Source organism: Micromonospora sp. Mcm103 (assembly GCF_024519755.1).
Taxonomy (GTDB): domain Bacteria; phylum Actinomycetota; class Actinomycetes; order Mycobacteriales; family Micromonosporaceae; genus Micromonospora; species Micromonospora aurantiaca.
Window position 1 is genome coordinate 39,582 of the sequence record NZ_JALJRJ010000022.1, and the last position, 16,174, is coordinate 55,755.

The 16,174-nt window shown below is 76.2% G+C and carries 7 protein-coding genes; 2 read left to right on the forward strand and 5 right to left on the reverse strand.

Features of this window, described 5'->3' with window-relative positions:
- Positions 1–3: 3 nt before the first annotated feature.
- The 5 genes from OC439_RS24195 to OC439_RS24215 form a co-directional block, all read right to left on the reverse strand.
- Positions 4–3,507 (reverse strand): amino acid adenylation domain-containing protein, encoded by a 3,504-nt coding sequence (locus OC439_RS24195; protein WP_262015433.1) that lies wholly within the window; start codon positions 3,505–3,507, stop codon positions 4–6.
- Entirely contained in the window at positions 3,504–5,807 is a 2,304-nt protein-coding gene (locus tag OC439_RS24200) for a lantibiotic dehydratase family protein (protein ID WP_262015434.1), read from the reverse strand. Before OC439_RS24200 ends, OC439_RS24195 begins: the two co-directional genes overlap by 4 nt.
- Entirely contained in the window at positions 5,804–8,914 is a 3,111-nt protein-coding gene (locus OC439_RS24205) for a thioesterase domain-containing protein (protein ID WP_262015435.1), read from the reverse strand. Before OC439_RS24205 ends, OC439_RS24200 begins: the two co-directional genes overlap by 4 nt.
- Positions 8,911–12,378, reverse strand: a complete 3,468-nt coding sequence (locus OC439_RS24210) for an AMP-binding protein (protein ID WP_262015436.1) — start codon at positions 12,376–12,378, stop codon at positions 8,911–8,913. The genes OC439_RS24205 and OC439_RS24210 overlap by 4 nt, the downstream gene beginning before the upstream one ends.
- 329 nt (positions 12,379–12,707) lie before the next feature.
- The gene (locus OC439_RS24215) at positions 12,708–13,100 is read right to left on the reverse strand and encodes a DUF2267 domain-containing protein (RefSeq protein ID WP_194801725.1); all 393 of its coding nucleotides are present in this window, start codon (positions 13,098–13,100) and stop codon (positions 12,708–12,710) included.
- A gap of 139 nt (positions 13,101–13,239) precedes the next feature.
- On the opposite strand from OC439_RS24215, the gene OC439_RS24220 reads away from it, so the two are divergent.
- Both OC439_RS24220 and OC439_RS24225 read left to right on the forward strand, forming a co-directional pair.
- Positions 13,240–15,351: a molybdopterin-dependent oxidoreductase gene (locus OC439_RS24220; protein WP_262015437.1), complete on the forward strand. Its 2,112-nt coding sequence runs from the start codon at positions 13,240–13,242 to the stop codon at positions 15,349–15,351.
- A 95-nt stretch (positions 15,352–15,446) separates the two neighbouring features.
- The gene (locus OC439_RS24225) at positions 15,447–16,151 is read left to right on the forward strand and encodes a CBS domain-containing protein (RefSeq protein WP_262015438.1); all 705 of its coding nucleotides are present in this window, start codon (positions 15,447–15,449) and stop codon (positions 16,149–16,151) included.
- The last annotated feature ends 23 nt before the right edge of the window (positions 16,152–16,174 follow it).

Below are 16,174 nucleotides of genomic sequence, written 5' to 3' on the forward strand. Positions count from 1 at the left end.
GCGTCACAGGTGAGGTCGGCGTGGTGGCGGGGTGCGGCGGGCGCGGCCCCGCCGGGCGGCGGCGCGCATCGCGGCGCGGGCCAGTTCCGGCCGGTCGGCGGCCCCGTCGAGGCTGGCGGCGAGCGCCCGCACGGTCGGGTGGCGGAACAGGTCGAGCATGGTGATCGAGCGGCCGGTGGCCTCGGTGAGGCGGGCGTGCACGGCGGCCAGGGCCATCGAGTGGCCACCGATGTCGAAGAAGTTGTCGCTCACGCCGACCGCGTCGCGGCCGAGCACGTCCCGCCAGATCCCGGCGATCAGCTCCTCGGTCGCGGTGAGCGCGTCCGACCCGGCGGGCAGCGGCGCGCGGGCCGGGTCGGCGGTGGCGACGCTCATCGCGCCGAGCGCCGCGACCCGTACCGCCGGGCGGGGCAGCTCGGGCGCGACCTCGGCGGCCGGGGCGTCCGGGTCGGCGGCGAGCGCGCCGACCAGGGCGGCCAGGTCGGTCAGGAGCGCGTCGATCCGGTCGCCGGTGAACAGGTCCGGGTTGTGCACCACCTCGACGCCGGCCCGGCCGTCGCGCTCCACCACGTAGACGGTCAGGTCGAACGGTGACCCCGGCTTCGGCACCGACACCGGCTCGACGGCCAGGCCGGTCAGCGTCAGCCGCGGCGCGACGAAGTTGAGCACGTTGAACAGCACCTGCACCAGCGGGGCGCGGGAGGTGTCCCGGCCCACGCCGAGCGCCTCGACGATGCGTTCCAGTGGCGCGCCCGGGTGGGTGGTGACCTCGTGCAGTTCGGCGGCGGCCCGGTCGACCTGCTCGGCGAAGCTCGCGCCGCCGGAGCGGACCCGCACCGGCACGGTGTCGATGAAGAACCCGATCACCTCGTCGAACGCGGCCAGCCGCCGGTCCGCGACGATCGCGCCGAGCACGTGCTCGTCGCCGCCGGTGACCCGCCGCAGCAGTTCGCCGAACGCGGCAAGCAGCACCGCCGCGACAGTGGTGCCGCGCCGGGCGGCCAGGTCCCGCACGGCCCGGTCGGCGGTCTCGTCCAGCCGGACCGCGGCCTCCGCGCCGGCGTACGTCTGCACGGCCGGGCGGGGACGGTCGCGGGGCAGGTCCAGCACCGTGGGCGCGCCGGCCAGGTGCGCGGCCCACCAGGCCAGGTCCGTCTCGCCCCGGCGCCGGTCCCGGTCGGCGCGCCACACCGCGTAGTCGGCGTACGTGGCCGGCAGCGGCGGACGGCCCGGCACGGGCCGGCCGAGCGCGCGGGCGTACGCGAGCGCCAGCTCGTCGTAGAGCAGCGCCTCCGACCAGCCGTCGAAGACCGCGTGGTGCACGGTGACCGCGAGCACGTGCTCCTCGGCGGCGAGCCGGTACACGGTCACCTGCCAGGGCGGCCCGGTGGCCAGGTCGAACGCGTGCCCGGCACCGGCCGCGAGCATGCCGGCCAGTTCGGCGTCCGGGTCGGCGGCGCCGGTCAGGTCGACCACCGGCACCGCCACGTCGGTGGGTTCCTCGCGGACCGCGTACGGCACGCCGCCGTTGCACGGGATGCGCCAGCGCAGCACGTCGTGCCGTTCCGCGACGGCCCGCAGCGCGGCGCCGAGCGCGGTGACGTCCAGCGGCCCGCGCAGCCGGTGCGCGACGGCGATGTTGTAGGGCGCGCTGGACGGGGCGAGCTGGTCCATGAACCACAGCCGCCGCTGCGGCGGGGACAGCGTCGGCGGGTTGCCGGTGGTGAGCCCGTCGGCGTCGGCGGGGTCGGCGGCGCGGACCCGCTCCACGAGCGCGGCGAACGTGCGGTCGGCGAACAGCACCCGCGTGTCCACCTGCCGGCCCAGTTCCGCGCGCAGCGCGGCGACCAGCCGCATCGCGGCGATGGAGTTGCCGCCGGCGGCGAGGAAGTCGCTGTCCGGGGCGGGCACGGCGCCGAGCAGCCGGGTCCAGGCGCGCCGGACCGCCGCCGTCACCGGGTCGTCGTCGGCGGACGCGTCGGCCACGGCGGCCGGGGCGGCCGCGGCCAGTTCGCGCAGCGCCGGCCGGTCCAGCTTGCCGGTGGTCGCGCTGACCGGCAGCGCGTCCAGCCGCACCGTCCGGGCCGGAAGCATCGCGGTGGTCAGCCGCGTCGTCGCGTACGCCCGCAGCTCGTCGTCGTCCGGCGCGCCGGCCGGGGTGAGGAACGCGACCAGCTCGGCGCCGGCCGGGCCGGGCACCGCCTCCACCGCGACACGCTCGACGCCCGGGTGGGCGGCCAGCACCGCCTCGATCTCGCCCAGCTCGATGCGCTGGCCGCGCACCTTCACCTGCCGGTCGGCGCGGCCGAGGTAGACGATCCGGCCGTCCGGGCCCTGCCGGACCAGGTCGCCGGTGCGGTAGAGCCGCTCGCCGGGTGCCTCGCCGAACGGGTCGGGCACGAACCGCTCGGCGGTCAGGCCGGGCCGGTTCAGGTACCCGTCGGCCAGGCCGGGCCCGCCGATCAGCAGCTCGCCGGTCTCCCCCGGCGGCACCGGACGCAGGTCGGCGTCGACCACGTACGCCCGGTGGTTGGGCAGCGGCCGGCCGATCGGCATCGGGTCGGTGTCGGCCGGGCTGAGGTCGCAGGCGACCGCCAGCACCGTGGTCTCGGTCGGGCCGTAGCCGTTGAGGAACCGCCGGCCCGGCGCCCAGCGGGCGACCAGTTCGGCGGGGACCGCCTCGCCGCCGCAGAGCAGCACCCGCCACGACGGGAACCCGGCCGGGTCCAGCAGCGCCAGCACGGTCGGGGTGATGAAGCCCCAGGTGACCTCGTGCGCGGCGACGAACCGGGCCAGCCGTACCGGGTCGGCCCGGTCGTCGGCGCCGAGCAGCTGCACCGCGCCGCCGAGCGTGAGCGGCACGAACAGGTCCATCGTGGCCGCGTCGAAGCCGAGCGAGGCGATGCCGAGGCTGCGCACCGAGGCGTCGGCGCCGGTCAGCGCGCTCACACCGGTGACGAACTCGACCGCGTTGCGGTGGGTGGTCAGCACGCCCTTCGGGCGGCCGGTGGAGCCGGAGGTGAAGAGCACGTACGCCGGGTCGCCGGGGCGGGCGGGGCAGGGCGCGAGCGGGGCCGGGCCGGGCAGGCCGAGCGCCGTCACGCCGGGTTCGTCGCCGAACTCGGCCGCCGCCGCGTCGCCGACCACCACGCGGACGCCCGCGTCGCGGGCGATCCCGCGCAGCCGGGCCCGGGGGCCGCCCGGCTCCAGCGGCACGTACGCGGCGCCGGCGAGCAGCACGCCGACCACTGTCACCACCAGGTCGGGGGTACGCGCGCCGCACACGCCGACCCGGTCGCCCCGGCCGACGCCGTGCTCACGCAGCGCGGCGGCCACCCCGGCGGCCCGGTCGACGAGCTGCCGGTAGGTGAGCCGGGTGTCCCACTGGCGCACCGCCACCGCGTCCGGGGTGCGGGCCGCCTGCGCGGTGATCAGGTCGGCCAGGGTGGCGTCCGGCCACGGCAGGTCCGGGCCGTGGACGGCGCTGACGGTCAGGGTGTCGGTCACCGGAGTGCTCCAAGGTGCTCGGCCGGGTCGGTGATCTGGAGGCGCAGTTCGCTGACGTAACCGCGGCCCCGGGCGTCGGGCACCCACGCCTCGGTGGGTGCGGGCAGCAGTTCGGAGACCACCACCGGCACGTCCGGGCCGGTGCGCAGCGCGGCGTCGACCATCGCGCACAGCGACTGCGCGTACAGCGGGCCGGTCAGGTCCACGTAGCAGGGCTTGATCTCGGTGCCGACCTTGACGAACACCCGCTCGGGCAGACCGGTCTCGGCGCGCCAGCGGCGTACCGCCAGGTAGCGGGCGGTCTCGTCGGCGTGGCCGCCCAGCCCGCACGCCCCGGCCGTGGTGCGCCAGGTACGCCGGGCCACGACCAGCCGGTCGATGGTGATGCGGGGCGTGTACGCGGCGGCGCCGAGCAGCTTGAACGCATCGAGCAGCAGCGAGCCGAGCAGCGTGGCGAACACCTCCATCAGCGGCCAGCGGGCGCCGTCGGGGAAGACCGCGGTGAGCTGGTCGCCGGTCCGCTCGACCACCACTGCGGTGGCCGGGACCAGGCGGTCCACGTCGGCGCCGTGCGCGGTGTCGATGCCGAGCTGGCGGTCCGCCGGGCCGGTCAGCGCGTACGTGGTGCGAGTGGTGCGGCGGGGGAAGCTGTCCGGCCAGAGCACCCGCAGCCGGACCGGGCCAAGGTCGGTGTCGAGGTCGGCGCGCAGCGCGGCCGGGTCCGGGTGGAACGGGCTGAGCACCGCGCTGTCGAACGCCACCGAGGCGGGGTGCAGCTCGCCGAGCACCAGCAGGAAGTCGCCGCGTTCGACGGCCTCCGGCGAGGCGGCGCTGAGCTGCACGTCGGGGTTGTGCAGCCGGGCCGACGGCCAGCCGGGCCGCGCCGCCGGGAACAGCTCCCGGGCCCGCTCGGTCAGGTCCGCGGCGCGCAGCCGCAGCTCCGCCTGCCCCTCGGGCAGGTCGGCCAGGCCGAACAGCTCGGCCCAGCGTGAAGTGAGCGTGGCGCCGGCCCGGCCGATCGGGCCGTCCGGGGCGACGAGCGTGCCCTGGGCCAGCAGCCAAAGGTCGGCCAGCCCCACCGGGCCGTCGGCGGCCAGTTCCTCGTGCAGCTCGGTGAAGAGCTCGCCGCAGCGGGCGGCCACCTCGCCTGTGAACCAGCGGGCGGTACGCAGCACCACCGCCATCGGCTCGGCGAGCGCGTCGATGACCGCCGACCCGATCCGGAACTCCAGGTCGCGGGCGGTCTCCTCGTAGCAGACGGTGCGGGCGGCGTACATCTGCCCGCTGTGCCGGGTGGCCGGGCGCCCGGTGACGGCGGTGAACCCGGCGTTGAGCGCGGCGAGCGCGGCGCCGAGCCGGTCCGGGTCGCCGGCCGCGGCGGCCACCTCGTCGCGGGCGGCGCGCAGCCGGCCGAACTCGGCCGCCGTGGCGGCGCGGACCGGCTCGTCGCCGATCGCGGCGATCCGCGCTTCGAGCACCCGCTCGGCGTCCGGTGCGATCGGCAGGTTCGCGCCCCAGCTGAGCCGGCCGCGCTCGACCCAGCGGTCGAGCAGCAGGTAGACGTCGTCGGCGCCGTGCACCTCACCGGCGTCGCACAGCCGCTGCGCCAGTTCCACAGCGGGCGTCCGCCCGTCGCAGGCGCCGAGCACCAGCGCCTCGACCGGGGTCAGCGCGATCGGCGGGTGCAGCGGCCAGCGCAGCTCCCGCCCGGCGACGGTCAAATGCGGCTGCAGGGCGGGCGCCCACCAGCGCCGCACCGCGAGGTCGTCGGCGAGCCGATCGGCGTACGCGATGAGCGCCCACGCCTCGAAGTACACCCGCCGCCGGTGCACGAGCGCGTCGCCGGGCACGGTGTGCACCCCGCGGAGGGAGGTCTCGAACGTGCCCCAGCAGACCGGGCCGAAGAAGCCGATGGTCTCGGCCTTGCCGCAGTAGCGCTGCCAGTAGCGCAGCAGGCTCAGCTCGCGCTTGCGGCGGCGAACGTTGCGGACCCGCGGGTCGGTGCGCAGCAGCCCGTCCAGCGCGATCAGCATGTCCGGGTTCTGCCAGGTCACCGCCTCGCGCAGCAGCGGGTCGGCGGCCAGCTCACCGGCCACCGCGGAGGACTCGGCGAACGCCTCGGCCAGCGCCTTGCCGAACACCTCGGGGCCGGTGTCGCCGGCGAGCAGCGCGTCCGCGGCGGCGGCGCAGTCCGGCGCGGCGAACCGGTCCAGCCCGGCGGCCGGGAACCCGGCGGTACGCAGCACCACGTCCCGCCACACCGACCAGCCGGTGTCGCCCAGGGGCAGCAGGTGGCTCACCGGTGGTCCTCCCGCCCGGCGTCGGTGATGTGCAGGCGCAGCTCGCTGAAGTAGCGGCGGCCCGCCCCGTCCGGCACCCACGCCTGCTCCGGCGCGGGCAGCATCTCGCTGACCGTGAACGACACGTCGTCGCCGCCGTCGACCCGGGCGGCGCGCACCATCGCGCACAGCGTGGTGGCGAACGCCGGCGCGGACAGGTCCACGAAGCACGGCTTGGTCTCGGTGCCGAACTTGACGTACACCTGCTCGGGCAGACCGAGGCGGCGGCGCCAGTCCCGGACGGCGAGGAACCGGTCCCGCTCGCCGTTCGGGACCGCGAGGCCGCTCTCGCCCACTGTGGTCCGCCACGTCTGGCGGGCCAGCACCAGCCGGTCCACGGTGATCCGGGGCGTGTACGGCGCGGCGGCGACCAGCTTGAACCCGTCCACGGCGTGCGCGCTGAGCGGCTCGGCGAAGATCTCGACGAGCGGCCAGCGCTGACCGTCCGAGGCGGTGGCGACCAGTTCGCCGTCCACCTCGTCGACGACCAGGTCGACGGTGGGCAGCACGCGTGCCGGGTCGGCGCCCGGCGCGTCGAGGAACGCCAGGTGCCGGTCGGCCGGGCCGGTCAGCGACTCGGCGGTACGGCTGGTCCGCCGCGGCCAGTCGGCCGGGAACAGCAGCCGGACCCGCCGCTGCCCCATGTCCACCGCGAGCGCGTCGCGCAGCCGCTCCACGTCCGGGTGCGACGGGGTGAACACCGCGCAGTCGAACGACGACCAGGCGGCGTGCAGTTCGCCGAGCACCACCGTGTAGTCGCCGCGCCGCAGCGCTTCCGCGTCGGTGGCGCAGATCTGCAGGTCGGGGCTGTGCATGGCGGCGTTCGACCACTCGGGCCCGTCGCCGGGGAACACCGCGTCGATCCGGCCGGCGAGGTCGGCCGCGCGCAGCCGTACGTCGGTGGTGCCGGCGGGCAGCGTGTCCAGGCCGAACAGTCCGGCCCAGCGGGCGGCGAAGTCCGCCGCCACCGCGTCGACCGGTCGTTCCCCGTCACCCCAGAACATCCCCTGGGCCAGGAACCACAGGTCGGCCAGCGGCACCGGGGCGCCGGACTCGGCGCGCAGCTCCTCGTACAGGCCGCGCAGCACGTCCAGGTAGGCGCGGGCGAGCGCGTTGGCCAGCCAGCGGGCGGCGCGCAGCAGCACGTCCAGCGGGGCGGCCAGTTCGGACAGCAGCGGCGCGCCGAACACCACGTCGAGGTCGCGGGCGCTGTCCTCGTAGCAGACCGTGCGGCCGGCGTACATCTGCCCGGCCCGGCGTACCGCGGGCACACCGGTCAGCTCGGTGAACGTGGCGTCGAGCGCGTCCAGGGCGGTCCGCAGCCGGTCCGCGTCACCGGCCGCGGCGGCGACGTCGTCGCGGGCGGCACGCAGCCGGTCGAACCCGGCGCGGGCGGCGGCGCGGGCCGGCTCGTCGCCGATCGCGTCGATCCGGTCGGCCAGCACCCGCTCGGCGTCCGGGCTCACCGGCAGGGCCGCGTCCCAGGTGATCAGTTCCCGCTCGACCAGCCGGTCGAGCAGCGCGTAGCCGTCCTCCGGGCGGCGCAGCCCGATCGCCGGGTCGGTGACCAGGTCGGCGGCGGCGCGCCGGCCGTCGGCCGCGCGCAGCAGCGCGGCCTCCACCGGGGTCAGCGTCAGCGCCGGCCTGCCGGGCCGCAGCACGTCGCGGTCCCGGACCGCCAGGTGGGCCCGCAGCATCGGCGGCCACCACCGGCGCACCGCCAGGTCCGCGCCGATCCGTTCGGCGTACGCGGACAGAGCCCACGACTCGAACCACACCCAGCGCCGCCGGGTCAGGCTCTCGCCGGGGTTGACCCGGGCAACCTCCGGCTGCGCGGGATCGACAGTGACCCAGCAGCTGGGGCCGAAGAAGCCGACGGTCTCGTTCTTGCCGCAGTAGCGCTGCCAGTACTTCAGCAGCGCCCGTTCCCGGTCGCGTCGGCGCACGTTGCGGGCCGCGTCGGCGCCGCCGCGCACCAGCCCGTCGAACGCGACGAGGGCGCCCCGGTTCTGCCAGGTGACCGCCTCGCGCAGCAGCGGGTCGGCGGCCAGCTCGCTGAACCGCTGCGCGCCGGCGCGCAGCGCCTCCTCGAACTCCTTGGCGAACCGGTCCTCACCGGCGCCGGTGGTCAGCAGCTCGTCGGCCGCCGCGGCGGCCCGGGGCGCGGCGAACAGATCCAGCCCGTCGGCCGGGAAGCCGGTGGTCCGCAGCACCGCGTCGCGCCACACCGACCAGCCGGTGTCGCCGAGCGGAACCCGGTGCGCGGCGCCGGCGGTCCCGCGGCCGGCGGCGCGCACCGGGTCCGGACCCGCGTCCGGCGTGCCGGGGCGGGTGTCGGTGGGCGCGGCGGTCAGGTCGGCCCGGATCAGCGCGGCCAGCTCGGTCAGCCGGTCGTGCAGGAAGAAGTGCCCGCCGTCCAGCTCGTGCAGGGTGAAGCCGGCCGCGGTGTGCTCGGCCCAGGCGGCGCTCTGCTCCCGGCTGACCGCCCGGTCGGTGCGGCCGGCGAACACGACGATCGGCATCGGCAGCGGCTCGCCGGGGATGTGGCGGTAGTCGTCGACCCGGCCGAAGTCGGCGCGCAGCAGCGGCAGCAGCAGCTCCACCAGCTCCGGGTGGTCGAGCAGCTCGGCGGGGAGTCCGCCGCCCTCGCCGAGGCGGCGCAGCAGCTCGTCGTCGCCGGCCCGGGACAGCCCGTCGAACGGGCCGGGCGTGGCGACGTGCGGGGCGCGGGCGCCGCCGACGTAGAGCCGCAGCGGCAGCGGGCGGCCGGTACGGCGAAGCTCGCGGACCACGTCGAAGCCGAGCCGTCCGCCCATCGAGTGGCCGTAGATCGCGTACGGGCGGTCGGCGCGGGAGGCGATGGCGTCGGCCACCTCGGCGACGCTGAAGCGCGGGTCCTCGGTGATCCGGTTCTCCCGGCCGGGCAGTTGCACCGGCACCACGTCGACGCCCGCACCGAACTCGGCCGCCCAGCGCCGGAACGCGCTGGCGCCCGCTCCGGCGTAGGGCAGGCAGAACAACCGCACCGGCGCCTCGGGTCGGCTTCCGGCGGAGACGAACCAGTTCACCGCGGACCTTTCTGCACGGGGTCGATCCAGTGCCGGCGGCGCTGGAACGGGTAGGTGGGCAGTCCGGTGCGCCGGACCGTGCCCTCGGGGTGCAGCGCGTGCCAGTCGACGTCGCGCCCGGCGACCCAGTCGGCTGCCGTCTCGCCCAGCGGGCCGCCGTCACCGGCGATGCGGGCGCCGGTGTCCAGCAGCACGTCCAGCGCGGACAGCGCGGCCGGCAGGTCGGCGGCGACCACGGCAGCCCGGTGGGCGAACGCCCGCCGGCCCAGCGCCAGCGTGGCGGCCACGTCGGACAGCGCCGGGGCGACCCCGGCCAGGTGGCCGCGCAGGCGGGCCAGCGCGGCCCGCAGCGCCGCCGGGGTACGCGCGGAGACCGGCAGCAGCCACGGCCCCTCGCCGGGCGGGTCGGCCGGTTCGGCGGGCGGCGGCTGTTCCACCACGACGTGCGCGTTGGTGCCGCCCAGGCCGAACGCGCTGACCCCGGCGACCCGGCGCGCGTCGTCCGGCCAGTCCCGCGCCTTGGTGGGCACGTAGAACGGCCCGGCGGCCAGGTCGATCTCCGGGTGCGGGCGGGTGAAGTGCAGGTTCGGCGGGATCACCCCGTGCCGGACGGCGAGCACCGTCTTGATCAGCCCGGCGATGCCGGCGGCGGCGTCGAGGTGACCGATGTTGGTCTTCACCGAGCCGAGCGCCGTGGACTCGGCGGGCGCGGCGCCCCCGTACACCTCGTGCAGCGCGGCCACCTCGATGGCGTCGCCCAGTGGCGTACCGCTGCCGTGACCCTCGACGAAGCGGACCTCGCCGGGCGCGACCTCGGCGGTGGCGAGCGCGCCCGCGACGGCGGCGGCCTGTCCGGCCGGGCCGGGCACCGCGAAGCCGGCCCGGTCCGGGCCGTCGTTGGTGACCGCCCAGCCGGGCAGGATCGCGTAGATGCGGTCGCCGTCGGCCTGCGCGTCGGCGAGCCGGCGCAACGCCACCACGCCCGCGCCGGAGCCGAACCCGGAACCGGCGGCGCCCTCGTCGTAGGCGCGGCACCGGCCGTCGGGCGAGGCGAGCCCGCCCGGCGTGGCCCGGTGCCGGGGCCACATCACCGTGGACCCGCCGGCCAGCGCCAGGTCGCACTGGTAGTCGGCGAGGCTCTGCGCGGCCACGCACACCGCGACGAGCGAGCTGGAACAGGCGCTCTGCACGGCCATCGCCGGGCCGGTCAGGCCGAGCCGGTAGGCCACCTGACCGGGCAGGTGGTCGGTGAACTGGCGGCCGACGAGCCGGGCCTCCCAGTCGTCCGGGTCGACGTCGCCGACCACGGCCGGGTTGTCCATGAGGTGGAACAGGAAGTAGCGGTTGGCCGAGGTGGCGGCGTAGACGCCGACCAGCCCGGGGAAGCGCTCCGGGTCGTGCCCGGCGTCCTCCAGTGCCTCCCAGGCGGTCTCCAGGAACAGCCGGTGCTGCGGGTCGGTACGGGCGGCCTCGTCGGCGGCGAAGCCGAAGAACTCGGCGTCGAAGTCGGCCACCCCGTCGAGCCGGCCGGCGGCGCGGACGTGCCGGGGGTCGGCGCGCAGGCCGGGGCCGACGCCGAGCGCGGCCAGCTCCTCGTCGGTGTGGTCGTGCACCGAGTCGACGCCGGTGCACAGGTTCCACCAGAACGTCGCCACGTCGGGCGCGCCGGGGAACCGCCCGGCGACGCCGACCACGGCGATCTCGTCGCCGGTGTACTCGCGGGCGGCGCGCACCGGCGCGGCGGGCGCGGGCAGCACCGGGGCGCGGACCGCCTCGGGCGGGGCGTCCAGCAGCGCCGCCTGAGCGGCGACGGTCGGGTGGTCGAACAGGCGCAGCATCGGCAGGCGTACGCCGAACCGCTCGGCGAGGCGCTGCTGCACCTGGCCCAGCAGCAGCGACTGCCCGCCGACGTCGAAGAAGCTGGCGGTGCGGGCGACCGCGTCGCGGCCGAGCACGGCGCACCAGATGTCGTGCACGGCGCGTTCGGTGTCGGTGGCCGGTGCCTCCTCGGCCGGCACCTCGGTCACCGGGTCGGGCAGCGCCCGCTCGTCGACCTTGCCGGTGACGGTGAGAGGGAACTCGTCGACCACCACCACCGCTCGGGGCACGGCGTAGTCGGGCAGCATGGCGGTCAGCGCCGCGCGCAGCGCCACCGGGTCCGGGCGGGCACCGGCCGGCCGGGCGTACGCGAGCAGTTCGCCGTCGCGCACGATGGCGCGGACGCCCGCGACGCCGGGCTGGGCGGACAGCACGGCTTCGATCTCGGTCAGCTCGACCCGGTGGCCGCGCACCTTGACCTGCCGGTCGAGCCGGCCGAGGCAGACCAGTTCCCCGCCGGGCAGCAGCCGGCCCAGGTCACCGGTGCGGTACGACCGCAGCCCGTCGGCGTCGACGCCGAACCGGTCGCTGTCCTGGTTGAGGTAGCCGGGGGCGAGGTGGCGGCTGCGGACCACGATCTCGCCGGTGTCCGGGGTGAGGTCCAGCCGGTAGCCGGGGAACGCGACGCCGACCGGCAGCGGCCCGCGGGCATCCGGGTCCACCTCGGACAGCGGCTGCACGTGCCGGGCGGCGAACGTCATCTCGGTCGCGCCGTAGCCGTTCACGAGCACGCACTCGGGGGCGAACCGGTCCCGGCCGCGGGCCGCGTCGGCCCAGGTGGCCTGCTCGCCGCCGAGCAGCACCGCCCGCACGGTGGGCAGCCGGCGCGCGCCGAGCGTGTCGAGCAGGAAGCGGTAGACGGTGGGCGTGCAGTGCAGCACCGTGGCGCGGTGCCGGTCGAGCTGCTCGACGGCGTACGCGAGCCCCTGACGGCGCAGGTCGACCGGGACCACGGCGGCGCCGGTGAGCAGCGCCGGGTAGAGGTCGGGGATGGCGGCGTCGAAGCTGAACGACGCGAGCAGGCTGAGCCGGTCGTCGGGCCCGACACCGAGCGCGGCGATCTGGTTGTCGACGACGTGGGCCAGGTTGCGGTGGGTCTGCCCGACCGCCTTGGGCACGCCGGTGGAGCCGGAGGTGAACAGCACGTACGCGAGCGCGTCCGGGTCGGCCGCGACCGGGTGCAGCGGCGCCGGCGGCACCTCGTCCAGCGGGACGACCGGCCGCTCGCCGGCCAGTGTGGATGCCAGGTCGCGGTGCTCGGCGGCGCAGGCCACTGCGGTGACGCCGGCGGCGTCGACCATGTGGCGCAGCCGGGCGACCGGGAAGCCCGGATCCAGCGGCACGTACGCGCATCCGGTCGCGAGGGCGCCGAGCATCGCCGCCACGGTCGGTGCACCGTGTGCGGTGAGCAGCGCGATCCGGTCTCCGGCGCGCAGGCCTGCGGCGGCGAACACGGCAGCGTGCCCGCCGGCCGCCCCGGCCAGCTCGGTGTAGGTGACCTCGTGGGTCTCACCGAGAAGTGCCGGACGTCCGCCGTGTACCGCCGTGATCGCGCCGAAACGATTGATGATCATCGTCTCTGCCATGTCAGGATGCGGGTCGCGCTCCACAGAGGGCAGGCAGGCAGCAATCGACGAATGTGATCATTGATCCCCCCCAGGACTTCACATTGGAAGCAGAATATGGCTCGATTCCTGCGCCGGAAGAGCGGCGATGAGGCTTGAGCCGAAGAGGGGACGGCACCTTGGAACCTCGGACGGAGGAATTCGTCCGATCATCCCTCTAGCGCGTAGACGATTTACAGCGTAGGTGACCGGCAACAAGTTATTTTACGGTGAAAATACTTCCAGGCCGTGGAATCTTCGCCGCAGACGGCCTCGGTGCCGCAGCTCAACCCGGGTCGCGGGGAGCCTGCTCAGACATCGTACGGCGGTCGCGGGATGGGGTCCACCATGGCGTCGAAGCCCTTCGGGAGCTGCGCGACGAGGTCGTGGAACTCCCCCACCGTCACCGTGTCACGCAGGGTGGCGAGCACCGCGACGGCACCCACCTCCGCGACCGCCGGGTCCACCGCCGCGCGTTCGGCCACGCGGTACAGGAAGTCGACAGCGCCACCCGTGGTGGCGGTGCCGGCGGGCTCCAGATAGCCGCCCACGTCGTCCGGCAGCTGCGCGGCCAGGTCCGTCGCCTCGTCCGCGGTGATCCGGTCGGCGAGGGTCTGCAACACGGCACGGGAGACCGTCGCAGCCTCGTCGGCGGGCAACTCCGCCCGCCGCGCCACCGCCTCGACGAACAGGGGGAACCGCATCCCACCCCTCCCCTCGCCGCCGGCGGGCACCACGCCCACCCCGCTCGGCCCCGGCGGGTACCCGCCCCCGCCCCGGCCAAACGCCCCCGGCCACGACGAACGGCCGCCACGTCACGAACCGGGGGGTAACATCCGCGCCATGGCACCCGTCACCCACCCCGGCGCCTGCCCGCTGGACTGCCCGGACACCTGCGTCTGGCAGCTCACCGTCGACGACGGCCGGGCGGTCGCGCTGCGCGGCGACCGCGACCACCCCTTCACCAGGGGCGCGCTCTGCGGCAAGGTGAACCGCTACCTGGACGCGGTGAACGGGCCGGACCGGCTCACCACGCCCTGGGTCCGCACCGGCCCGAAGGGCGCCGGCCGGGTCGCGTACCGGCCGGCGAGCTGGGACGAAGCAGTCGACCGGGTGGCCGCCGGGCTGCGGACGAGCATCGAACTCCACGGCCCGGAGTCGGTGCTGCCCTACTACTTCGCCGGCACGATGGGCCTGATCCAGGGCTGGACCATGGGGCCACGGCTCTTCGCCCACCTGGGCGCGTCCCGGCTGGACACCACCATCTGCACGGCGGCGGCACGGGCGGCGCTGCGCTCGCTCTACGGCGCCTCGGTCGGCTTCGAACCGGAGTCGATCGTCGAGGCGAACCTGATCGTCCTCTGGGGCGCCAACCCGCTCGTCACCAACCTGCACCTGTGGCCGTTCGTGCAGCAGGCCCGCGAGCGCGGCGCGTACGTGGTGACGATCGACCCGCTGCGCACCGAGACGGCGGCCCGCAGCGACGAGCACGTCGCGCCGCTACCCGGCACCGACGCGGCGCTCGCGCTCGGGCTGATGCGGCACGTCCGCGACGCCGGGGCGGCCGACGAGGAGTGGCTGGCCGCGCACACCACCGGCTGGCCGGAACTGCGCGCCCGGCTCGACGACTGGCCGGTGGAACGCGCCGCCGCCGCGTGCGGCCTGCCCGCCGGGACGATCCACCGCCTCGGCGACCGGATCGCCACCACCCGGCCGACGGCGGTACGGGTCGGGCTGGGCCTGCAACGCCACCACGGCGCCGGGCAGGCGATCCGGGCCATCTGCGCGTTGCCGCTGGTCACCGGCGACTTCCGGTACCCCGGCGGCGGGGCGCTGGTGACCACCAGCGGTCACCACCGGGTCGACAACGGCCCGGTGATCCGGCCGGCCGGCATGCCCGCCCCGCCGGCCCGGTCGCTGAACATGAGCCGGCTGGCCGCCGTGCTCACCGGGGAGGCCGACCCGCCCGTCACCTCGCTCGTGGTGTTCGACGCCAACCCGGCGGCGACCGCCCCGGACCAGGCCCGGCTGCTGACCGGGCTCGGCCGCGCCGACCTGTTCACAGTGGTGCTGGAGCAGCGCTGGACCGACACCTGCGACTACGCCGACGTGGTGCTCCCGGCCACCATGCAGCCCGAGCACCTGGACCTCCAGACGTCCTACGGGCACCACTACACGACGCTGAACCTGCCGGTCACCCGCGCGCCGGGTGAGGCGCTGCCGAACACCGAGATCTTCCGGCGGATCGCCGCCGCGCTCGGGATCGACCATCCGGCGTTCCGGGACAGCGACGAGGACCTGGCCCGGCAGTTGCTGGCCGGCGCCCCGATCACGTACGAGGAACTGCGCGAGCGCACGTACGCCCGGCTCACCGGCGTGCCGGTGGGCTCCGCGCCGTACGCCGATGGTGGTTTCCCCACAGCGGACGGGCGGGCCCGGCTGCACGACCCGGCGCTGACCGCGCTCGGGGTGGACCCGCTGCCCGGGTACACGCCACCGGCCGAGGCGGCCGACCCGGAGCTGGCCCGCCGGTTCCCGCTGACGCTGCTCACCCCGGCCAACCGCTATTTGATGAACTCCACGTTCGCGTCGCTGCCGTGGCACACCCGCCGCGCCGGGCCGCCCCGGGTGCACCTGCACCCGGCCGACGCGGCGGCGCGCGGGCTCGCCGACGGCGACGCGGTGCGCGTGCACAACGACAGGGGCGCGTTCCTCGCCGCGGTGGCGGTGGACGAGGCGGCCCGGCCCGGGCTGGCGTTCACGTACAAGGCGTACTGGGCGCGGCGCAGCCCGGGGCGGTCCACTGTCAACGCGGTCACCGGCGTCCGGGACACCGACCTGGGCGAGGCACCCACGTTCCACGACTGCCGGGTGGAGATCGAGCCGGTGCCGGCCGCCCTGCTGACCGCCGAGCCGCCCCTCGACGAGGTCGCGGAGCCCGTCGCGGCTGGGTGATTCGGGACCTCCGGCCCCCTGACCTGGTCTTTGCGCCCCTGCTCCGGCCCGTCGCCGCCGCCTAGCGTCGGAGGCGGACAACAGGGAGGTTCGCCATGCGTACGTGGCAGGTGCAGGACGTGATGACCAGGGACGTGGCGTCGGTACGGGAGGGCACGGAGTACCGGGAGATCGTCGACGTGCTGACCGAACGGCACGTCACGGCGGCGCCGGTGGTGGACGAGACCCGCCGGGTGCTGGGCGTGGTGTCCGAGGCGGACCTGATGTACAAGGTGGAGTTCCTGGGCCGGCCCCGGGAGCGGCGGATCCTGCCGGACCGGCACCGCCGCGAGGCGCGGGCGAAGGCCGGCGCGACGCTCGCCGCCGACCTGATGACCGCTCCCCCGGTCACGATCACCCCGGACGCCACGATCGTGGAGGCGGCCCGGCTGATGGACGCGCGCGGCGTGAAGCGGCTGCCGGTGGTGAACGACCTCGGCCGGCTGGTCGGCATCGTCACCCGCGGTGACCTGCTCAAGGTGCACCTGCGCCCGGACGCCGGCATCCGGCGGGACGTGGTCGAGGAGGTGCTGTGGCGCAGCCTCGGCGTCCGCGACGGCGTGGTGGACGTGACAGTGGACCGGGGCGTGGTGACGCTCACCGGCCAGGTGGAGCGCCGGTCCACCGCGCAGCTCGCGGTGCGGCTGGCCCGGCAGGTCAGCGGCGTGGTCGAGGTGGTCGACGCGCTCGGCTACGCGATCGACGATTCGCCGATGGCGGCGCTGCGCATCGGCGGCGGCACCCCGGCCGGCATCGCCTGAGCCCTGGACGGCCCGGTGGGCGC

Bases quoted from the DNA above. Each gene is read 5' to 3' on its own strand.
- OC439_RS24210 (WP_262015436.1), bottom strand. From the start codon at position 12,378: ATGGCAGAGACGATGATCATCAATCGTTTCGGCGCGATCACGGCGGTA.
- OC439_RS24220 (WP_262015437.1), top strand. From the start codon at position 13,240: ATGGCACCCGTCACCCACCCCGGCGCCTGCCCGCTGGACTGCCCGGAC.
- OC439_RS24225 (WP_262015438.1), top strand. From the start codon at position 15,447: ATGCGTACGTGGCAGGTGCAGGACGTGATGACCAGGGACGTGGCGTCG.
- OC439_RS24215 (WP_194801725.1), bottom strand. From the start codon at position 13,100: ATGCGGTTCCCCCTGTTCGTCGAGGCGGTGGCGCGGCGGGCGGAGTTG.